Here is a 20488-nt window from a genome sequence, read left to right on the forward strand (position 1 = left end):
GCTCCTACAATTGAACACATCGATTACCCTGTAGGCGCTGGCTTGCCAGCGATGGCGCCCGTTTAACCACTGCAAAAACCGCGCGCAGCCAACCTAGTCAAACAGCCACAAAAAAGGGCGAACCCACCAGGGTTCGCCCTTTTTGCATTACGCTGAATCAGATCACAGCTTGGCCTGCAACAACGCCTCAAGTTTCTCCTGATCGCGAGCGAACTGACGAATGCCTTCGGCCAGTTTCTCGGTCGCCATCGCGTCTTCGTTGGACAACCAGCGGAATTGCGATTCGTTGAGGCCCAGACGTGCTTCACCGGCATGCCCTGGGGCGAGTTTGCGCTCCAGCTTGCCGGTGTCCGCCGCCAGCTTGTCGATCAGGTCAGGGCTGATGGTCAGGCGATCGCAGCCGGCCAGGTGCTCGATCTGGCCCAGATTGCGGAAGCTCGCGCCCATGACCACGGTCTTGTAGTCATTGGCCTTGTAGTAGTTGTAGATGCGCGTCACCGACTGCACGCCCGGATCGTCCGCGCCGGTGTAGTCGTTGCCGTTGGCTTTCTTGTACCAGTCGTAGATACGGCCCACGAACGGCGAAATCAGGAACACCCCGGCGTCGGCACAGGCGGCTGCCTGGGCAAAGGAGAACAGCAGGGTCAGGTTAGTCTGGATGCCTTCTTTTTCAAGGATCTCGGCAGCGCGGATGCCTTCCCAGGTGGAGGCGATCTTGATCAGCACGCGGTCACGGCCGATGCCGGCTTTTTCGTACAGCTCGATCAGACGATGCGCACGCTTGAGCATGGCGTCGGTATCGAATGACAGGCGCGCATCCACTTCGGTGGAAATGCGGCCCGGGATCAATTTGAGGATCTCCTGGCCCACGGCAACGCCAAAACGGTCGCTGGCCAGGCCTATGTCGCCCTTGCAGTCGCTGACGCTCGCGTTCAGCAGTTCGGCGTACGCGGGAATCGCTGCGGCCTTGAGCAGCAGGGAAGGGTTAGTCGTGGCGTCCACGGGTTTAACGCGAGCGATCGCTTCGAAGTCGCCGGTGTCGGCAACCACGGTTGTCATTTGTTTGAGTTGTTCCAGCTTGGAAGTCATGGGCGTGCTCTGTCCTATGGATCTGATGACATTACCCGAGCGCTGACAGCCACTCAAGGGCGGGTACGTGTATCGACGGTCCCTGCGGCAACAACCGGAGTACGGCTGTTTGAAAGGCGGGGCGTGCTATCGGTAAATACGATGCCAAAACGCGGCACAGGTTCAAAGCAACTGACCGTCAGCGACCTACTCTGGATTCAACCGGGTCGAGGCCGCCATGCTCGCCGGTTTCGGTTGACCATCAGCGGTCAGCAAACCGAAATTTCTCTCCCGGTCATTGCTGCCCGTTTCACTGTTTTTCCACTCGTAGATTGAGGTCAGCGGGATGTCGAGCTGTTTGACGTCCGCAATGAACGCGCTGATTTTGCTGGCCTGCGCTTCAATCCCGCCGTTGGATCTGAGCGAGGGAACGCCCCATTCACTGATGACGCCCGGTAGATGGAAGTTCTGTTGAATGAACGCCTGGGCCTTGCTGATCTGCGCGCCGGACATGCCATAAGGGTGATAGGAGATTGCGCTGAGGCACTTGGGGTATTCGCGGACGATGCTGTCCAGCGCCACGGTCGATGCGCTGCCGGCACTTGGCGGGCGGGCGAAACCAAAGCCGATCAACGGCGTCGATGGCGCTGTGTCCTGCAGCGACTTGCACATGGCACTCATGAACGGCACAAACGTCGTGTCGAAATGTCGGGTTGGCCAATACTTCGCCAGGTCCGGCTCGTTCCATATCTCAATGGCGACCAGTTGCGGGCCGTAGGATTTCTCCAGGCTCATCACCGCGTTGGCGAACGACTCGCCGGCAGCAGCGAGTTCTCCGGTGTCGTCAGGCGTAGTGGTCAGCGCCTTGGTCGAGCGTACGGTCATCAATACCGGCAGCCCGGCGGACTTGGCGGCAGCGAACGCATCGCGTATCTGCTTTTGATAGGCCGTGCCGCCGAGGCTATTGGTCCACACGCCAAAGCGCACGAAGCCGAATCCAGCGGTTTTGATCTGTTTGGCATCAGCGGGGGAGAAGGTCTGGATCTTCACCTGGACACCGATGGTCTTGTCGGCAGTCAGCGCCGGGAATAAATCGCTGGCGTGAACCTGGCTGGCCGCACCGAGCATCAACAGGGTGACGGTCGCGAACCTTTTGAAAGGCGCTGAGTTCATGTGTGCTCTCCCGATTAAATGAAATTGGCCAATCGTTAACTGGTTATTTTCATTTCGATAGTTGCGAGGGTGCTAAGTGCACGAATGTTATTTTTTGTCAGAAAACCAATACCGGAAAATCACAGTTATTTTTGGTCCGGTAATTCTGGTTGGGTGACTTTTGAGGGCTGTGGTACTTAATGCACTTGTATTAACAGGGCGAATCTATTTCTGCGTGCCGCAAGGTCTTGTGGGTTCACTAAAGCCCACGCGCATATTGGCCTATTGATATTACACAGGAAAGTAACCTTGTTCAGAAAGATCCTTGTCGTCTGCGTGGGCAATATTTGCCGAAGTCCGACAGCAGAAACGTTGCTGCGTAACGCGCTGGCCCCTTCAACGATCACGGTCACCTCGGCGGGCCTTGCCGCACGGGTTGGCGAGGCCATGGAACCGTCGGCCCTCCAGGTACTGGAAGATCACGGGCACGACGCCCAAGGGTTTAAGGCGCGGCAACTCACACCCGACATCGTTAATGAATCAGACCTGATTCTGGTCATGGAAAAAGAGCATGTAAAACAAGTCTTGAATATTGCCTCTCATGCGAGGGGCAAAGTATTTCTGCTCGGCAAGTGGCAGAGCGAGCGAGAAATACAGGATCCGTATCGTCAAGGAAAGGCCGCGTTTATTCATGCCCACGCATTGATTGAAGATGCTGTTTGCTCATGGGCACAGCGCCTCGGACATTGATGAATATCCTTCAGATCAGTGAATGGTAAGAACAGACTTATGCAGTTACCGTCAGTAATCGGCACCCGGGACAATGATCAAGACAGTATTGATCTTCTCGGCATTTTTGGCTCTTTGGTTGACCAGAAATGGTTAATAGGCGCGCTCACCGGTGCGTTCATGATGACCGGCGTTGCCTACGCGGTGTTGTCGACGCCGGTGTACATGGCGAATGCGCTGGTGCAGGTCGAGCCGAAAAAGAACGACATGCTCGGTTTTTCCGACCTCAACAGCATGCTCGGCGGGCAATCGCCGTCGGTGACCGAAATCGGCATCATCAAGTCCCGCGCGATAATCGGCAAAACGGTCGATGATCTTCGCCTTGATATCGACATCACCCCCAAAACCTTCCCGGTCATAGGCGGCTTTCTCGCCCGACGTTATCGCGGCGAGACCGAGTTCAGTGTCGCGGCGCCGCGTTTCGGCCTGAACAGCTACGCCTGGGGCGGTGAGCGCCTGGAGTTCGCCCGGCTCAATCTGCCGAAGGAATTGTTGGGCAAGAAACTCACGCTGATCGCCGGCGAGCAGCATCGATTCCAGCTCTTTGATGACAACGATAATCTGCTGGTGGAAGGCGTTGCCGGCAGTGCCTTTGCGCAAGGCGGCGTGGAAGGGATGATCGCTCATCTGGAGGCGAACCCCGGCACCCGTTTCGAAGTGGTGCGTAATCCACGGATTGTGACCATCCAGAAATACCAGGATGCGCTGGAGATCACCGAGCAAGGCAAGGAGTCGGGCATCATCCGTCTCGCCCTGGCCAGCACCGATGCGGCCGAGGCGGTGAAAATCCTCAATAAAATCGCTTCGTTGTATGTGCAGCAGAACGTGCAGCGCACATCCGCCGAAGCGGCGCAGAGCCTGGAGTTTTTGCAAGGCCAACTGCCGCAGGTCAAACGTGATCTGGCGAAGGCCAGCGATGCGCTCAATGGTTATCAAACCCGCGGCAAGACGGTCAACATTTCCCTCGAAACCCAATCGGTGCTGGAACAGGTTGTCAGCCTGGACACCCGTATCTCCGAGCTGAAAATGCAGCAGGCGGAGCTGGATCGCAAGTTCACCAAACAGCATCCGGCCTATCGCGCATTGATGATGCAGATCGGCGAACTGACCCAGCAACAAAAGACACTGGAGAGCAAGGCCCAGGACCTGCCTGCGACGCAACAGGAACTGCTGAACCTGACCCGCGACGTGGAAGTGGCATCGCAGATCTACACGCAACTGCTGAACAAATCCCAGGAGCTGGACATCGTCCGGGCAGGGGCGGTGGGCAACGTGCGGTTGATCGACACCGCCGATGTCGACCTCACCAGCCCGGTCAAACCGCGCAAGCCCCTGATCGTGCTGATTGCCACCTTCCTCGGCGCCTTTTTCGGTGTTGCCCTGGTGTTGTTGCGCAAATCCATGAGCCGTGGACTGGAAGGGCCGGAGGCCATCGAGCAACTCGGTTTGCCGGTGTATGCATCGATCCCGTACAGCGCACTGCAGCAGGAAGAAGACAGTAAAAAAGTGCGCAAGGATGCGACGGAGAAACCGGCGTATCTGCTGGCGTTGCGTAACCCGACGGACTTGTCCATCGAGTCGATTCGCAGTTTGCGCACGTGCCTGCATTTTGCCGGGCTGGATTCGACTAACAACCGGATCATGATTTCCGGCCCGAGCCCGCAAGTCGGCAAGACCTTCGTTTCTTCCAACCTCGCGGCAGTCATGGCGCAGAGCGGACAGCGGGTGGTGCTGATCGACGCCGATATGCGCAAAGGTCACCTGCACAAGACGTTGAATACGCCGATTACCAATGGCTTGTCGGACCTGTTGGTCAAGCGCTGCAGCATCGAGCAGGCGATCAATACAGTCGAAGTCGACAACCTGCATTTCATCAGTCGCGGCCAGGTTCCACCCAATCCTTCAGAACTGCTGATGCACGCCAATTTTCGTGAACTGTTGGCGCAACTCAGCGAGCGGTATGACGTGGTGATCATCGACACGCCACCGTTGCTGGCGGTGACGGATGCGGCAATTGTCGGTCGAGAAGCAGGCATCAGCCTGATTGTCACGCGCTTCGGGGTGAACCCGGCCAAGGAGATCGAACTGACGATTCGTCGGTTCGCGCAAAACGGCATCGAGTTGAAGGGCGCTGTGTTCAACGGCGTCGAGAAGCGTGCGGCCAGCTCCTACGGCAATGGCTACGGCTATTACAACTACGAATACGCGTCCGACAAATCCTGAGTGTCAGCGATTGTCCTTTCCTGTTTGAAGTGGGTGAGTTGTGAAAAAAATACTGCACGTGGCAGAGACGATCAAAGGTGGCGTCGCGACGGTGATCCGTACGATTTCGGCTTCGCCCGAAGGCGACGCGGCAAACTATGAGCGGGTCTATCTGGTTCCGCAGGATCAGGAAAAAGAACTGCACGGGATTGCCGGGCATCAGATCCGCACCTTCGCCCGGACCGGCCGCAATGTGCCGTCGTTGCTGCGCTTCGCCTGGCGACTGACCCAGGTGATGCTCAAGGAAAAACCCGATGTCGTGCATTTGCACAGCACCTTTTCCGGCGTCATCGGGCGTTGCGTCTGCGTGCTGTTGCGACCTTGGCGCAAGCCGAAAATCGTTTACTGCCCGCATGCTTTTTCGTTCCTGATGGAAAGCTCGCCAACCAAGCAGAAAGCCTATGCGTGGATCGAGCGGGTATTGCAGAAGGTCACCGATGTGATCATCTGCGTCAGCCAGTACGAGCTCGACAAAGCCGCGCAGTTCGGCATCGAACGCCAGCGCATGACGCTGATCTACAACGGCATCCACCACAAGGATGACGCGCCGAAAACCACCAGTCCCGAGCCCATTCATCTGCTCTTCGTCGGCCGTCTCGATTATCAGAAAGGCTTCGACGTGTTGCTCAAGGCGTTCGCCAACGTCCAGCGCAGTGACTTGAAGCTGACGGTGGTGGGCAGTGCGGTGAATGAGGATTCGGTCGAGTGTCCGCCAATGGAAGGGGTTGAATACCTGCCGTGGGTGACGCCGAGCGAAGTCCAGGCGCTGTACCGGAAAGCCGATGCGCTGATCGTCCCGAGTCGCTGGGAAGGCTTTGCCATGGTGCCGCTCGAAGGCATGGCCATGGGCTTGCCGGTGATTGCCAGCGACTGTACGTCGCTGCCCGAGTTGGTCACTAACGAGGTGTCCGGCTACGTCTTCCCCAGCGGCGACCACCAGGCGCTGGCCGATGTGCTGAAGAAAATCCAGAAGCCGCGATTGCTCGACCTCGGCAGCGAAGGGCGCAGCATCGTCCGCGAACGCTTCAGCGCGGCGTTAATGATCCGCCAGACCTATGACCTGTATCGCGCCCCCACTTTTTAAGTAGAATTCAAGCTTATGAACGTAACGATTTTGCATGGCTACAGTGCGTCCAACTCCGGTGACGGCCTGCTCGTGGATCTGGCCATTGCCCTGGTGCAACGCAACTTTGGGGAAGATACGTCGATCAGTGTCGTGGCTTCCGATCCGGAGTCCTTCAACTACTTGCCGTACCCGCGTTTTGACGCACCGGTGATGGCAGCCAAGGGCTTGGGTCGGGTCAAGCAAGCGGTGTTTCTCAATCAGTCCTACGCGGGGCTGGCTGATCTGCTGAAGAAAACCGATTTGATCGTCGGCGTCGGTGGCGGCTACATGCGTTCCAAAAGCGCCTTCGAACACATCAAGTTGAATCTGGGCCACGCCAAGCAACTGGAAACCGCGATTCTCAGCAAAGTCCCGTCGGTGTACCTGCCGCAAAGCATCGGCCCGTTTCATGGCGAGAGCCGCAAGATCGTCGAGCATTACGCCAGTGCCGACGCCGTGTTTGTGCGCGACAACCGCTCCTCGGCGATTTTCGATGCCTGTGAAAATGTCTACCGCGCGCCGGATCTGGCGGTCCAGTCATTGGCCAGCAAAATCCTCATGCAACCCAAGTTCACCCGTTGTGCGTCTTCGCCGGCCACGGTGTGTGTGGTGCTGCGCAAACCGCCGGAGTGGAGCAAGGACAAGAAGGTCGCTTACGTGGCCAACCTGAAGTTGCTGCTGCAGCGCTTGAAGAACAAAAGCAAAGTGGTTTGCGCCGTCCAGAGCGCCGTTCGCGGCAACGATGACGGTGCATTCTATCGGGAGTTGGGGATTACCGAAGACTTGCTGCCGTTGAAGGCGACGATCGCCAAGTATCAGCCGGACCTGGTGATTTCCGTGCGCCTGCACGGCGCCATCGAATCGCTGCTGTCCGGCGTTCCGGCGTACCACATCAGCTATGAGCGCAAGGGCTTTGGCGCCTATCAGGACATGGGCGTGGAAGACTGGGTGATCAACGGCGGCGATATCGATGTCGACACCATCATCAACACGGTTTACGCGCCGAACGCACTGTCGGATTTCGGCAAGCGCCTGACCGACACCTGCCGCGAGATTGAAGCCAAAACGGTGGCCATGGACGAGATCATCAAAGGCATCGTTCGATGATATTCCGGTTGTTGCTCCGGGGCGGGGCGTTAGGCGCGAAGTTTTTGCTGGTGCTCGCCATCACCCATTACCTGGGGTATGACGCGCTGGGCTTTTACGGCGTGGTGATGGCGGCTTCGTTGATCGCCTCGAAGTTTTACAGCGTCGGCTTCAGTTCCGAAATCAATCGGCTGATCAGTGTCGAAGCCAGTTCGCGGCGAGTCGTCGACAAGGTGCTGCTGTTGTACCTGGCCGTGGGGCTGCTGTTGTCGGTGGCGACGGTGCTGATCTATTCACTGTTCCAACAGGTTGAGGCGCCGACCGCGCTGATCCTCTGCGTGACGCTGGTACTGCTCACCGAGCACCTGTCGTTCGAGATCAACTCCTTCGTGTTTTCCGCGCAGAAAGCCACGGCGGGTGCGCTGCTGTTTTTCATCAAGACCGGCCTTTGGGCGATGTTGGCGGTGGGTGGGATGATGCTCGGCTGGGTATCCGGGATCGCCAGTGTGCTGTGGTTGTGGGTTGCGGCCAACGTGCTGGTGATCGTGGCCGGTTACCTGATTGTGGTGAACGTGCACAAGGGGCGAGTGAGCGGGACGCTGGCCACGGCAACCGTGTGGAAAGCCGGGTTGCCGTTCTATCTCGGCACAGGGTTGATCGCGCTGAGTCAGTACGCCGAGCGCTTTCTGATTATCGACATCGAACCCTACGCCAGCCTCGGCAAGTACGTGTACGCCTGGTCGGCGGCCAATACCTTGCAAGCGCTGTCCTACGCGGTGGTGGCGGTGGTGGGTATTCCAGTGCTCGCCAAGCGTTTTCAGGCGGATCAACAGTCGTTCACGGTCCGGCACTTGTTCGTGAATAAATGGGTCATGCGTTCGCTGATGGTTTCCGCAATGGTGGCGGTGCTGATTTATCTGTTCTTCAACGTTGTGCTCGATTACGTCGCCACGAGCGTTCCGCGTCCGGACAACGCGATTCTCGGTGTGCTGATTTTTTCCTTTGCCCTGCGTGCGGTGGGCGACATCGTTTGGGGCGGTTTGATTGCCTCGAAAAACAGTCGTGTATCACTCGCCAGCGCGGCGATCTGCTTGTTGGTTTCGGTGCCGGTCAGTTACCTGCTGATCAAGCACTATTCGATTTACGGCGCCGCGTGGGGCAACGTTTTTGCGATCATCGTGCAGCTGGGCGTGATTGCCGTGTTGACCCGTGTAACCCGGCCGAAAGGGGCACTGGCATGGGGTTGAAACTGCCGTGCATCGAGTTTCGCGGCAAGAAACTCGATTCCTCGATTTCGTTCCTGATCCTCTTTACCGGGTTGTTTCTGTCGGTGGCCATGCCGCTGTTGATCCCCCGCGATCCGGGGCCGGATGCCATGACCTTGTGGTCGTCCTACGCCCGTGCCGACAACTGCAATTTCTGGAACCCGTTCTCGCCGGATCGTTCTTCCTACGAGTGTTCGGCGTTTCTGCTGCGGCCCACCGGGATCAATCTGACCAATGCCTGGGCCTACGGCATGTTCTGCAATTTTTTCCTCACGGCGATTCCGGTGGTGGTCTTCCGGCGCATGCCGCTGACGATTTTCGGCACGCTGTGTCTGTGGGGCGTTGTTCGCTCGTTTTTCCTTGAAAACCTGACCAAGGAAATCATTGTGTCGGTGGCGGTGTTGAGCATTTTGCTCAGCGCTTTGACGCGCAAATATCGCGGCGGCTTTTTCTTCTCGGCGGTGATCTACGGCGTGCTGATCCGGCCCTACTGGATTCTGTTTTCACTGTCCTGGGTCGGCGTCTGCGTGATGAAGAAGTACGTCTCGCGCCTGACTTTTTTCCTGATGCTGTTCCTGTTCTACCTGGCGGTCGCCACGGCGATCCAGGTGGCGCTCGGGTTTCCGGTGTCGTCGATTCGCGCCAGTAACAACGAACTGCGCACGGCGGGCGAGGAAGGTTCCAAGTCGTTGATCGTCTCGTGGCTCAGCGGCAGCGACTTCGTTTCCCAGGCGCTGGACTCGATGATCATCTTCTTCCGGTTGTCGTTCCCGGTGGAGCTGATTTTGCTGTCGGGGCCGGGGCAGGTGATCTTCGTGGCGTTGATGATCATGACCGCGTTGCTGCTGTTCAAAGTCATCACCTCGACCGATTACAAAGGCGCGACGATCCAGACCAAACCCAAGGAACTGATCGCGATTCCGTTGGCGTTTCTGCTGGTTCAAGGCCTGTTCGAGCCGGACTTTGGCTCCTTCGCCCGGCACTTCTCGATGGTGGTGCCGGTGTTGTTCGTGGGCCTGGGCTTGATGCTGCGGGCGAACAAGCCGGTGCAGGTTGAATCAAGAATTTTGAATTGAGGCAGGTGCTTTATGTCGAGCAAGAAAAAGTCCCTGGAGATCGAAACCCTGCGTGGCCTGGCGTGCCTGTTGCTGGTGCTTTATCACGTCATCGGCCCCTTGGGCGGCGGCTTGAAAATAGACCTGGGCTCGCCGTTCCGGGTGATCGCCGACTCGATGGTGTATGTGCGCATGCCGCTGTTCACCTTCATTTCGGGCTACATCTATTCCATCTACAAAATCCGCGGCAATGACTTTTCGGCGTTCTTCTCCGGCAAGGTGCGGCGGTTGATCGTGCCACTGTTTTGCGTCGGGATTCCGTTCTCCGTGTTGCAGGCGGTTGGCCCGGGCGTGAACAAAGACGTCGGTGTGATCGACGCATTGCTGTCGTTCTGGGTGCCGATCAACCACTTCTGGTTCTTGCAGGCGGTGTTCATCATTTTCATGTTCGTCGGCCTGCTGGAATGGCGTGGGCTGTTGCGCACGGCGACCCGGTTGTACCTGCTGTTTGCGTTTGCAGCGGTGGTGTTTTTGCTGCCACCGTTCAAGGTCGATGCGTTTGGCATCAACGGGGCGATTTACCTGCTACCGTTTTTCGTGGCGGGGATGATTGGCCAGGAAAAGGTTGGCGCGTTGAAGCAATCGCTCAAGGTGGTTGGCCCGCTGGTGTTCGTGGTGATATCGCTGACGCTGCTGTATGTGGCAGCAGTGGATCGTGAGTTGATCGTCGATCGCCGCAGCCTGATCGGTTTGACGGTGGGTTGCGTGTCCTGCATGGCGTTGCTGTCGAGTGACATGCGCTCGAAGTGGCTGACCTGGCTCGGCGGGTATTCCTATGCCATTTTCCTGTTCCACGTGTTGTTCGCCGCGACTTCGCGGTTTGTGCTGGGGCGCCTGGGCGTGAAAGACGAAAGCCTTCTGGTGCTCGGTGGCGTGACGTGTGGCTTGTTGGGGCCGGTGGTTCTGTCGATTGTGTTCAGTCGATTCAACTTCACCTCCGTGCTGTTTCTGGGTGAGCGTGCGGCGGCAAAAAAAACGCCGGTCAACGTCGCCCCGGTGCCCCAGACTTGATGTTTGTCCGAGGGAAGGAAGCGATGCATGTTGGCAGTTGATGACGTCCAGCCTGTTGCGGCGTCAGTGGTCGAGATTGGTGACGCTCGCGAACGGTTTGGTCAGTGGCGCGAAGGGAAGGCGGGGAAGGTTCTGTCCATCTCGGTGATTGGTGACAGCTACAGCGCCGGGCAGGATTTCTATCTGAACAAACTGGTGCAGCGGCTGGCTGGGGAAGCGGGTTTTGCAGGCCCCGGTTATGTCGGCTTCAACCACGGCGCGGCACTGGGCGGCACCCATTTCAAATACACCCGCAGCAGCGAAAAATACTTCGGCGGTGATTGGCAGGTCTCCGCGCTTGGACAGGCCAGCCCCGACAGTCGCACCCTTACCGGCCGGACTGGCGCCTGGCTGCAGATCGATGCCAATCCGACACCGGCCATCAACACGGCTGTCACCCAAGCAAAACTGCTCTACCTCGGCAATGGCGAATCCAACGAGGTGCGCTACCGCTGGAACCCTTCGCAAAACTGGCAGCCATTGACGCTGGCGGGCGAGGGTGTGCAGGAAGTGCCACTGCCAGGCACATCGGCGGCGACAGACTGGGCGTTCCGGTTGGAGGTGGTAAAAGGCGCGCCAACGTTGTTTGGCCTGTGGATGAGCAACGATCAGGGCGGCGTGCGGGTATCCAAACTCGCTGCATCTGGCGCGACGTCCGCTGACTTCTACCACAGCGATAGCCGTTGGCAGGCGCAGTGGAAGTCGGTGGCGTCGAAGATTCCCGCAGACGTCTACCTGATCATGCTGGGCGGTAACGATCAGGGTTTCGGCGTGAAACCCGAGCAATACCTGAAGAACATTCAGGGTTTGGTGGGGATGGTCCGCGAGATTCAACCGACGGCGAGCATCAATCTGATCCTGCGTCAGGACACGACGCGTTCCAGCGCTTACCCGATGTCGGCCTATGCGCAAGTGCTGGAGCCCTGGGCACGCGAGCAGCATCTGGGTTACGCCAACCTGCAATGTGCATTCGGCACCGACATCAAACGCTACACCGCCACCATGATCGGCCCGGACAAGATTCATCCGGTTCCGGCCACGGGTGGGCGGGTGATCGCTGATTTCTTTTATCGTCTGATCGTCGGTGACAACACCGGGCTATCAGCACAGGACACCTGTAGGAGCAAGCTTGCTCGCGATGGTCGTCAACGATAACGCGCGAATCCTGAAGAATTGCGGTGTCATTGAGTTTTTCGTCGGAACGCCGCCCGGAGCAAGCTGGCTCCTACAGGGTCGCCGATTCGAAGTGCTCCAGATGGGTGAGCAGCTCTGCGGTTTTAAGCGGCATCAGTTGCGTAGCGCAGCGGGTTTCCACGTTGATGATGATGGCCGGGTCGTTACAGCAAATGCGCACCCGGAATCGCCAATCGCTGAAAATCACTTTCAGTCCGTCGCGGTCATCCATCTCCAGCGCCTGCCCGCGGTAGAGCTTTTTCAGGTGAGCGAGGAGGGGATAGGGGTCGAGCATCGGCCGGCGGATGTCTCCGGAAGACGGAAACATGCCGATTCGCTCCACCAGCAGCGTGGGGCCGAGCCAGGATTCGTTGGCGCTCGGCAACCGCTGATGTCGCGATACGGAGGACATCACCCCGAGGTTGCCCACCTCCATTTCAATGAATGCCGAGAGTTTTCCAATGTTCATGGTTGGCCTGCCTGAATGAAGAGTGGGCGTCGGGTGCTGGAGCCGCCTCAGCGGCCCTTGAGGTACACGTTGTCGTAGCAGAAGTTGGTCGCCTGCAAGTAACCCTCGGCATCGCCGCAATCGAAGCGCAAACCCTTGAACTTGTAGGCCAGCACACAACCGTTCTGCGCCTGTTTCATCAGCGCGTCGGTGATCTGGATCTCGCCACCTTTACCCGGTTGGGTGTCGGCGATCAGGTCGAAGATATCGGGCGTCAGAATGTAGCGGCCGATGATCGCCAGGTTCGACGGGGCGTCTTGCGGGGCCGGTTTTTCCACCATGTTGTTGACCCGGTAGAGGCCGTCGGAGATCAGCTCGCCGGCAATCACGCCGTACTTGTGGGTCTGGTCGCGCGGTACTTCCTGGATGGCCACGATCGAGCAGCGGAATTTTTTGTAGAGCTGGATCATTTGCGTAAGGACGCCGTCACCTTCCAGGTTCAGGCACAGGTCATCGGCCAGCACCACGGCGAAGGCTTCGTCACCGATCAACGGGCGACCGCTGAGGATCGCGTGACCCAAGCCTTTCATTTCGATCTGGCGGGTGTAGGAGAAGGTGCAGGTGTCGATGAGCTCGCGGGTACCGGCCAGGAACTTCTCTTTCTCGGTGCCGCGAATCTGGTGCTCGAGCTCGTAGCTGATATCGAAGTGGTCTTCCAGCGCGCGTTTGCCCCGGCCGGTCACGATCGCCATGTGTTGCAGGCCGGCGTCCCGCGCTTCTTCAACGGCGTACTCGATCAATGGCTTGTTGACGATCGGCAGCATTTCCTTGGGCATGGCTTTGGTTGCCGGCAAGAAACGCGTGCCATAGCCGGCAGCGGGGAACAAGCATTTACGAATCATAAAAATATCCTGGACAGTCATGGAACACAGCGGGTGCGCGCAATAACGGGTGATTGCAAGTTTCAATGATTATTGAAGGCTTACTTTAATACATGAGTTGTGCCATTAGTGGCAAATAGCAATGTGCGGATAACGCAACAATGTTATGAGATGTCGGGTTGATAGTTATTGGTTATTTTTAGTCGGCATCTGTTGATAGTGGTGAGTGCAGCGGAGTGCTAATAAGTATCCCGCAATACAGTTTGGCCTGAAAAAATATTTATTGCCAGTCGTTGAACTAATTTTGTTTTGGGTTGTTGTCGCTCTTATTTGTGTGGATTGGCACGCATCTTTAATAAGAGGAGCTTGACACGCCACTTTGCACTTTTCCCACTATGGACCGCGCTATGAAAATTCTGGTAACGGGTGGAGCTGGATATATCGGTTCGCACACCACGCTCGCGCTGCTTGAAGCAGGCTATGAAGTTGTTGTGCTGGATAATCTTTGCAACAGCAGCGACGCGGCACTGAACGCGGTGGAAGCCATTTGCGGCAAAAGTGCGCTGATGATTCGCGGTGATGTGTGCGACCGGGCTTTGCTGGACCGGATTTTCCAGCAGCACGCCATTGATGCCGTCCTGCATTTTGCCGGGCTCAAGGCTGTGGGCGAAAGCGTGCAAAAACCGCTTGAGTACTACCAGACCAACGTCAGCGGCAGTATCACGCTGTGTCAGGCGATGGCCGCTGCCGGGGTGTTCCGCCTGGTATTCAGTTCATCGGCCACGGTATACGGCGCGCCGGAGCAGATGCCGATCCGCGAGGACTTCCCCACGGGCAATCCCACCAATCCCTATGGCCAATCCAAGTTGATCGTGGAAAACGTGCTGCGCGACCTGAGCCTGGCCGAACCGCGCTGGAGTATCGCGCTGTTGCGTTACTTCAACCCGATCGGTGCCCACGACAGCGGTCATATGGGCGAAGACCCCAATGGCATTCCGAATAACCTGGTGCCCTACATCAGCCAGGTGGCGGTCGGCAGTCTGCAAGAGTTGTCGATCTTCGGTAACGATTACCCCACGGTCGACGGCACCGGCGTGCGTGACTACATCCACGTCGTGGACCTGGCGGACGGCCATCTCAAGGCTTTGCAGTCCATCGCCGGGCGCTCCGGCGTTCATACCTGGAATCTGGGCACGGGCGATGGTTACAGCGTGATGCAAGTGCTGCGAGCGTTCGAGCAGGCGTGCGGTCAGCCGGTGCCTTATCGGATGAAACCGCGTCGCTCAGGGGATGTCGCCGAGAGCTGGGCCGACCCCTCCAAAGCGGCGAAAGAGCTGGGCTGGAAAGCCACACGCAACCTTCAGGAAATGATGACCGACACCTGGCGCTGGCAATCCAGTCATCCCAAGGGTTACCTCGGATGATGTCGTTTTGACCTAATGTTATTTCCAGTCAGGTTGTTAGATATCGTCGGGAAAATACACTGGCTATGCGTTTTGCAAGCCCGTAGATATAAACCTGCCGTTCGACTTTTATCAGTTGGGTAAGACTGTGAAAGAACAACGGATCTTGTTCGCACTTTTCGCGGACTTGAACTCTACCACCTCTAACGTAATGCCTGATGTCTATCAGGTTGAATGTTAGAAAGGAGTTGATATGAAGAAAGTGATGGCAATCGCCCTGTTGACGATGTTGAGCAACTGGGCGTCCGCGGTAGAAGCGCCGCTTACTGCAGCGACCAATGTATTGGGGAATGTGGCGGCGACTCAAGCCACTGCTGCCAGTACTGCAATGGTCGCCAGTGCTGTAGCGGCGTCCAACAGTGGTGGAAGTGCAAACGGCGGTACCACCGGTACGACGGGTACCACCGGTACAACCGGTACGCACAACTAACTGAAATACCTGTTGGTGCAGTACAAGGTCGCCCGACGAAAGTCGGGTGACTTTGTTTTTAGATTCGCCCTTGAATAGCGTAGTGCCATTATGACTCGTAGTTTTTCTCTTTTAATGTTGGCAAGCATCGCTTTACAAGGTTGCATGTTTTCCCCCGGCCAATACCTGAGCACCAGTGATATCACGCGCGAGGGCGCCAGCGAGAGCAGTCGGGTCGAGCTCATTCCGATCACGCCCAAGCTCATCTCCATGAACCGGGCCACGTACAAGCGCGAGTCCGTGCCGAGCGAGTTGTTGACGACCCCGGCCGAGTACCGCATCGGCAATAACGATGTGTTGTACATCACGGTCTGGGACCACCCGGAGCTGACGGCCCCCTCCGGCGCGCAACAGCAGATCGATGCCAACGGCCGTCTGGTGCGTGCCGATGGCACGCTCTATTACCCGTTCATCAAAGAAGTTCAGGCGGCCGGCAAAACGATCCAGCAACTGCGAGCAGACATCGAACAACGACTGTCGGCTTTCATCGCCGAGCCGCAAGTGGATGTCGCCGTGTTGCGTTTTTCCAGTCAGAAAGTCGTGGTGACGGGCGCCGTTTCGAAGGCCGGTCCGCAAGCGATTTCCACCAATCCGCTGAGTGTGGTCGAGGCCCTCGGTACGGCCGGTATCGATACGGCGAGTGCTGACTTGTCCGGCCTGATGCTGACGCGAAACGGGCGGGTGTACACGCTCAATCTCGACACGCTCAATCAGCAGGATTCCGAGTTGCAGAATGTCTACCTCAAGGGTGGCGATCAGCTGTATCTGCCGTACAACGACAAGAAGCGCATCTACGTGATGGGCGAGGTCAATCAGCCTCGTGCACTGAGTTTCAAGACCGCGACCATGAACCTGTCCGATGTGCTGGGTTCGGTGGGTGGATTGAGTCAGACCACCTCCAACGGCAACGCCGTGTACGTCATCAGAGGGGTTGAAAACCTCGATGTGGAACCGGCAAAGGTCTATCAACTGCAAGCCGAATCACCGACCGCCATGGCACTCGCCACGCACTTTGAAGTGCGTCCCCAGGACGTCGTTTATGTCGGTCCTGCCAACGTGACTCGCTGGAACCGCTTCATCAGCCAATTGGTGCCGTCGGCATCCATTGTCGGTACGGGCGCGTCCGCGGCGAAGAACATGAGCGAAGTCAGCAGCAACAGCAATTAAGGCCGGGTCCGATCGTGAGAACGTTGAATGTTGGCGTCTGCTTGATAGCGGCCTTGATGTTGTGTGGCTGTAACCCGCTGATGGTCGCCTCGTTGACCAACCTCAAGTCAGCGGTGGTGGGACCGGATGAACTGGACGTGACAGCGGCCCAGGTGGCGGATGTCCGCTATCCGCAACTCAAACTGACCACGCCGTCCGGCTCGGGTGTGCTGGCGCTGGTGCGCGAGCGCGACGACCTGCAGTTCTGGGTCGCGTCCGGCAAGCAGGTGCTGCTGATGCGCGATGGTCTCGCGGTGCGCAGCGTCGGTCTGGGCCTGGAGGGCGATCTGGACGGGACGCGTCTTACTGACGCTTCGCCGTTCAAAAAAGGCCTTCATCAAGTGCCGGATGGTTACACCAGCCAGCGCTGGATCGATCTGTATCAAGGCCAGGAAGTCGGTGTGACGTTGAACAGTCGCTTCTCCCGCAGATCCATGGAAACCCTCGAAATCCTCAACAAGGAATACACCGTGCTACGTGTCGATGAGCAGATTGACGCCCCGGCCATCGGCCTGCGTGCGACCAATCGTTATTGGGTCGATCCCGTTGACGGTTTCATTGTGCAGAGTGAGCAGCAATTGACCTCGCAGTTGCGGGTCAAGATTGTGCAACTGACCCCTGACCGCAGGCATGTCCCTTGAAGCGGGTCAGGGCGCTATCGGCGTGCCTGCTGTTGATCACCGGCATCAGCCAGGCAGCGGTCACCGTCAGCGGTGACGTTGCCCACCCGGGCGCGGTCGACCTGCCAGCGGGCGGGCGCTTGCTCGACGTGATCAGCGTGGCGCAACCCAATGCCGAGAGTTACTGGTTGGCGGGCGTCTTGCTGCGGCAGTCCCTGGTTGAAGAACAGACCCGACTCAAGGCCGGCGTGCTGTTTGATCTGGACGTGTTGCAGCGCATGGCGATGCTCTTCGACAGACCGAGCCGGGCTGCCCTGGCGTTGCGTTTGGCCGAGGACGTCAGGCGCATGCCGGTCACCGGGCGCCAGGTGGCCGTTCTGGACCCGGTCGCCGTGGAAGTCGGGTTCGCCCGCAACATTCGCCTGGACGACGGTGACCGTCTGATCTATCCGCTGCGGGTCGATGAGGTCGAGGTGCTTGGCGCTGTCGCCGAACCTTGCCGGTTGCCCTATCAAGCGCTGCAAGAGGCCCGCGAGTACCTGCAAGGCTGTGCGCCGCTCGAGGACGCTGACGCGGATTACCTGTGGTTGATCCAGCCCAACGGCGTCTCCCGGCGCGTCGGCATTGCCCACTGGAATCGCGAGAGCGGGCAGATACCGGCCGCCGGCAGCAAAATCCTGGTCCCGGTCAAAAACGATGACCTTGATCCGCCTATCCCTGAACTGAATCAGCAGTTGGCCGAATTTATTGCCACGCAGCTGGCTGAGGTGGTTCGTTGAATTTACGTTTTGCAGCCGTATTGTTGTTTCCGTGTGGTTTGGCCTATGCAGAACCGCGTATTACCCAGAATGATTTCGGTGGCGCTGGCCTGTTGCAAACGCCGACGGCGCGGATGGCGCCGGCGGGTGAGTTGAGCCTGAACGCCAACCGCACCGATCCCTACAGCCGTTACAGCGTTTCACTTCAACCACTTGAGTGGCTGGAAGGCTCGTTTCGCTATACCGCGATCACCAACCGCCCTTACGGCCCCGAATCGCTGAGCGGCAGCCAGAGCTATAAGGACAAGGCGGTCGACCTCAAGGCCCGCCTCTGGGAAGAAACCCATTGGGCGCCCGAAGTGGCCGTAGGCTTCCGGGACATCGGCGGTACAGGCCTGTTCTCGAGTGAGTTCGTGGTGGCCAACAAGCGCTACGACAACCTTGATTTCAGTGCCGGTATTGCCTGGGGTTACCTGGGTAATCGCGGCGACTTCGAAAACCCGCTGGGCTCTATCGATGAGCGCTTCAAGACCCGACCGGACAGTGAAGGGACCGGTGACGTTAACACCGGGGCGTACTTTCGCGGCAGCCCTTCCTTTTTCGGCGGCGTGAGCTATCAGACGCCTTGGGATCGGCTCAGCTTGAAACTCGAATACGAGGGCAATGATTACAAGAACGAACCGAAGGACAACGAGATCAATCAGGACTCGCCGATCAACCTCGGCGCGGTGTTCAAAGTGACTGACTCGATCGATGTCAGCGCGGCGTGGGAACGTGGCAACACGGCGATGTTCGGCGTCACCTTTCACACCAATTTCGTCAGCCGCAAGGCACCGGCGAAGACGTTCGATCCACCGGCCGAACCCTTGCCTGCGAAGGCGCCGAGCACCGAGATGGATCAGGTCAACTGGGCCGATGTATCCCGGCGCCTGCAGCAAAATGCCGGGTACAAGATTGAGCGCATCAGCCAGCGCGATTCCGAGTTGATCGTGTATGGCGAGCAGCAGCGTTACTTCCATTCCGCCAAAGCCGTAGGCCGCGCGAGTCGGATTCTGGACAACAGCGTCAACGACGAGATCGACTGGTTCACCGTGGTGAACAAGCGCTACGACCTGCCGCTTGAAGAAACCAGCGTGCCTCGGCAAACCTTCCGCGAAGTGATCAACAACGAGGAGCCGCTGCAAACGCTGCACCGCACGACTGAGATCAATCCGGCGATGCCACACAACGAGAAAACCCTCTACACCGAAGCGATGCAGCCATTCGCTTATGGCGTCGGGTTGGGCTTCAAGCAGAACGTGGGTGGCCCTGATGGCTTGCTCTATCAATTCAGCGCCGACGCGGACGCCGAGTACCGGTTCAACCGCAACACCTGGTGGAGTGGCTTGCTCAGTGCCAACCTGATCAACAACTTTGACAAGTTCACCTATGACGCACCCAGCGGCTTGCCGCGTGTGCGCACGGACTTGCGCCAGTACATGACCACCTCCGATGTCACCATGCCGCTGTTCCAGGTCAGCCATGCCGAACAGTTGGACAAAGACCTGTATGGCATGGTGTACGGCGGCTATCTGGAGTCGATGTTTGCCGGTGTCGGGGGCGAGGTGCTGTTTCGTCCGACCGGTGAGCGCTGGTCGTTGGGGGCGGACCTGAACTACGTCCGTCAGCGTGAGTTCGACCAAGGGTTTGGTTTGCGTGATTACTCGGTGGTGACCGGTCACATCACCGGCTACACCGACTTGCCCCACGATACGCTGGCAGCCATCAGCGTCGGGCGTTACCTGGCCGGCGACTGGGGCGGCACGCTGGACATCTCGCGGGAGTTTTCCAACGGCGTACGGTTTGGTGCCTGGGCAACCATCACCACCGCAACCGGCGCGGAATACGGCGAAGGTAGTTTCGACAAAGGCATCTACCTGTCCATTCCGTTCGACGAACTGATGAGCATGTCGACCATGCGCCGCGCCAACCTCGTCTGGTCACCGCTGACCCGGGACGGCGGCGCACGGCTCAATCGCAGCTACCAACTGCACTCCATGACCGACAGCCGCGACGACGACATGTTCTACCGCAACTTCGGCAAGATCACCGAGTAACCTGTAGGAGCGAGCCTGCTCGCGATGGCGCCAACACATTCAGCATTGATGTCGACTGACCCAACGCCATCGCGGGCAAGCCACGCTCCTACAGTGTTTTTTTGGAAAACCGAAGATCCAGGCAATCCCCCAATCCCCTGTAGGAGCGAGCTTGCTCGCGATGGCGCCAGTACATCAGCATTGATGTCGACTGACCCAACGCCATCGCGGGCAAGCCACGCTCCTACAGTGTTTTTTTGGCAAACCGAAGATCCAGGCAATCCCCCAATCCCCTGTAGGAGCGAGCCTGCTCGCGATGGCGTGGGTAAATCCAGCATTGATATCGACTGACCCGACGCCATCGCGGGCAAGCCGCGCTTGTATGTTTAGACTTGAAGGGGTGGGTGGGACTAAAGCCTCGCTTCTGACTCTGACCAGTACAGACCGTGGGAGACATCGTCCCACCCCTTCACCTAATGCGCCGATAAGGAATGCATCGGCTC

At 58.1% G+C, this 20488-nt stretch carries 18 protein-coding genes; 14 read left to right on the forward strand and 4 right to left on the reverse strand.

Going from position 1 to position 20488, the window contains the following annotated elements; translation table 11 throughout:
- Window positions 1-162: 162 nt before the first annotated feature.
- Window positions 163-1089 carry a transaldolase gene (tal, locus tag CKW19_RS26315; RefSeq protein WP_095061193.1) on the reverse strand — a complete coding sequence of 309 codons (927 nt, stop codon included), beginning with the start codon at window positions 1087-1089 and terminating at the stop codon, window positions 163-165.
- Between the two features lie 186 nt (window positions 1090-1275).
- Window positions 1276-2241, reverse strand: coding sequence for a glycosyl hydrolase family 5 (locus tag CKW19_RS26320; protein ID WP_095061195.1), 966 nt, complete (start codon window positions 2239-2241; stop codon window positions 1276-1278).
- 288 nt (window positions 2242-2529) lie between these two features.
- Here CKW19_RS26320 and CKW19_RS26325 point away from each other — a divergent pair, with 288 nt between their 5' ends.
- The 8 genes from CKW19_RS26325 to CKW19_RS26360 are packed head-to-tail and all read left to right on the forward strand — an operon-like array spanning window position 2530 to window position 12047.
- The gene (locus tag CKW19_RS26325) at window positions 2530-2970 is read left to right on the forward strand and encodes a low molecular weight protein-tyrosine-phosphatase (protein ID WP_095061197.1); all 441 of its coding nucleotides are present in this window, start codon (window positions 2530-2532) and stop codon (window positions 2968-2970) included.
- Between the two features lie 39 nt (window positions 2971-3009).
- Window positions 3010-5232 (forward strand): polysaccharide biosynthesis tyrosine autokinase, encoded by a 2223-nt coding sequence (locus CKW19_RS26330; protein WP_095061199.1) that lies wholly within the window; start codon window positions 3010-3012, stop codon window positions 5230-5232.
- Window positions 5233-5272: 40 nt separating this feature from the next.
- Window positions 5273-6355, forward strand: a complete 1083-nt coding sequence (locus tag CKW19_RS26335) for a glycosyltransferase family 4 protein (protein ID WP_095061201.1) — start codon at window positions 5273-5275, stop codon at window positions 6353-6355.
- Between the two features lie 15 nt (window positions 6356-6370).
- Window positions 6371-7483, forward strand: coding sequence for a polysaccharide pyruvyl transferase family protein (locus CKW19_RS26340; protein ID WP_095061203.1), 1113 nt, complete (start codon window positions 6371-6373; stop codon window positions 7481-7483).
- Window positions 7480-8709, forward strand: coding sequence for a polysaccharide biosynthesis C-terminal domain-containing protein (locus tag CKW19_RS26345; protein WP_095061205.1), 1230 nt, complete (start codon window positions 7480-7482; stop codon window positions 8707-8709). The genes CKW19_RS26340 and CKW19_RS26345 overlap by 4 nt, the downstream gene beginning before the upstream one ends.
- Window positions 8700-9803, forward strand: coding sequence for a hypothetical protein (locus CKW19_RS26350; RefSeq protein ID WP_095061207.1), 1104 nt, complete (start codon window positions 8700-8702; stop codon window positions 9801-9803). Before CKW19_RS26345 ends, CKW19_RS26350 begins: the two co-directional genes overlap by 10 nt.
- Window positions 9804-9815: 12 nt before the next feature.
- On the forward strand, window positions 9816-10853 hold the full coding sequence (locus CKW19_RS26355; RefSeq protein ID WP_095061209.1) for an acyltransferase family protein: 1038 nt from the start codon (window positions 9816-9818) through the stop codon (window positions 10851-10853).
- A gap of 27 nt (window positions 10854-10880) precedes the next feature.
- The gene (locus CKW19_RS26360; RefSeq protein ID WP_095061212.1) at window positions 10881-12047 is read left to right on the forward strand and encodes an SGNH/GDSL hydrolase family protein; all 1167 of its coding nucleotides are present in this window, start codon (window positions 10881-10883) and stop codon (window positions 12045-12047) included.
- 70 nt (window positions 12048-12117) lie between these two features.
- On the opposite strand, the gene CKW19_RS26365 is transcribed toward CKW19_RS26360, so the two are convergent.
- Window positions 12118-12534, reverse strand: a complete 417-nt coding sequence (locus CKW19_RS26365) for a mannose-1-phosphate guanylyltransferase (protein ID WP_095061214.1) — start codon at window positions 12532-12534, stop codon at window positions 12118-12120.
- 47 nt (window positions 12535-12581) lie between these two features.
- Window positions 12582-13415 carry a UTP--glucose-1-phosphate uridylyltransferase GalU gene (gene galU, locus CKW19_RS26370; protein ID WP_095061217.1) on the reverse strand — a complete coding sequence of 278 codons (834 nt, stop codon included), beginning with the start codon at window positions 13413-13415 and terminating at the stop codon, window positions 12582-12584.
- 386 nt (window positions 13416-13801) lie between these two features.
- On the opposite strand from galU, the gene galE reads away from it, so the two are divergent.
- From galE to CKW19_RS26400, 6 genes are all read left to right on the forward strand, one after another.
- Window positions 13802-14818, forward strand: coding sequence for a UDP-glucose 4-epimerase GalE (gene galE / locus CKW19_RS26375; protein WP_095061219.1), 1017 nt, complete (start codon window positions 13802-13804; stop codon window positions 14816-14818).
- A 232-nt stretch (window positions 14819-15050) separates the two neighbouring features.
- Window positions 15051-15287, forward strand: coding sequence for a hypothetical protein (locus tag CKW19_RS26380; protein ID WP_095061221.1), 237 nt, complete (start codon window positions 15051-15053; stop codon window positions 15285-15287).
- Window positions 15288-15431: 144 nt separating this feature from the next.
- A complete protein-coding gene (locus CKW19_RS26385) occupies window positions 15432-16493 on the forward strand; it encodes a polysaccharide biosynthesis/export family protein (protein ID WP_095061230.1) in 1062 nt (353 codons plus the stop codon).
- A gap of 14 nt (window positions 16494-16507) precedes the next feature.
- A complete protein-coding gene (locus tag CKW19_RS26390) occupies window positions 16508-17173 on the forward strand; it encodes a YjbF family lipoprotein (RefSeq protein ID WP_095061223.1) in 666 nt (221 codons plus the stop codon).
- Window positions 17170-17931, forward strand: coding sequence for a capsule biosynthesis GfcC family protein (locus tag CKW19_RS26395; RefSeq protein ID WP_095061225.1), 762 nt, complete (start codon window positions 17170-17172; stop codon window positions 17929-17931). Before CKW19_RS26390 ends, CKW19_RS26395 begins: the two co-directional genes overlap by 4 nt.
- The gene (locus CKW19_RS26400) at window positions 17928-20006 is read left to right on the forward strand and encodes a YjbH domain-containing protein (RefSeq protein ID WP_095061227.1); all 2079 of its coding nucleotides are present in this window, start codon (window positions 17928-17930) and stop codon (window positions 20004-20006) included. Before CKW19_RS26395 ends, CKW19_RS26400 begins: the two co-directional genes overlap by 4 nt.
- The last annotated feature ends 482 nt before the right edge of the window (window positions 20007-20488 follow it).

The sequence above is a fragment of the Pseudomonas sp. Irchel s3f7 genome (assembly GCF_900187615.1).
GTDB lineage: Bacteria > Pseudomonadota > Gammaproteobacteria > Pseudomonadales > Pseudomonadaceae > Aquipseudomonas.

Bases quoted from the DNA above. Each gene is read 5' to 3' on its own strand.
- CKW19_RS26340 (WP_095061203.1), top strand. From the start codon at position 6,371: ATGAACGTAACGATTTTGCATGGCTACAGTGCGTCCAACTCCGGTGAC.
- CKW19_RS26380 (WP_095061221.1), top strand. From the start codon at position 15,051: ATGAAGAAAGTGATGGCAATCGCCCTGTTGACGATGTTGAGCAACTGG.
- CKW19_RS26385 (WP_095061230.1), top strand. From the start codon at position 15,432: ATGTTTTCCCCCGGCCAATACCTGAGCACCAGTGATATCACGCGCGAG.
- CKW19_RS26330 (WP_095061199.1), top strand. From the start codon at position 3,010: ATGCAGTTACCGTCAGTAATCGGCACCCGGGACAATGATCAAGACAGT.
- CKW19_RS26320 (WP_095061195.1), bottom strand. From the start codon at position 2,241: ATGAACTCAGCGCCTTTCAAAAGGTTCGCGACCGTCACCCTGTTGATG.
- CKW19_RS26345 (WP_095061205.1), top strand. From the start codon at position 7,480: ATGATATTCCGGTTGTTGCTCCGGGGCGGGGCGTTAGGCGCGAAGTTT.
- CKW19_RS26365 (WP_095061214.1), bottom strand. From the start codon at position 12,534: ATGAACATTGGAAAACTCTCGGCATTCATTGAAATGGAGGTGGGCAAC.
- CKW19_RS26355 (WP_095061209.1), top strand. From the start codon at position 9,816: ATGTCGAGCAAGAAAAAGTCCCTGGAGATCGAAACCCTGCGTGGCCTG.
- tal (WP_095061193.1), bottom strand. From the start codon at position 1,089: ATGACTTCCAAGCTGGAACAACTCAAACAAATGACAACCGTGGTTGCC.
- CKW19_RS26360 (WP_095061212.1), top strand. From the start codon at position 10,881: ATGTTGGCAGTTGATGACGTCCAGCCTGTTGCGGCGTCAGTGGTCGAG.
- galU (WP_095061217.1), bottom strand. From the start codon at position 13,415: ATGATTCGTAAATGCTTGTTCCCCGCTGCCGGCTATGGCACGCGTTTC.
- galE (WP_095061219.1), top strand. From the start codon at position 13,802: ATGAAAATTCTGGTAACGGGTGGAGCTGGATATATCGGTTCGCACACC.
- CKW19_RS26350 (WP_095061207.1), top strand. From the start codon at position 8,700: ATGGGGTTGAAACTGCCGTGCATCGAGTTTCGCGGCAAGAAACTCGAT.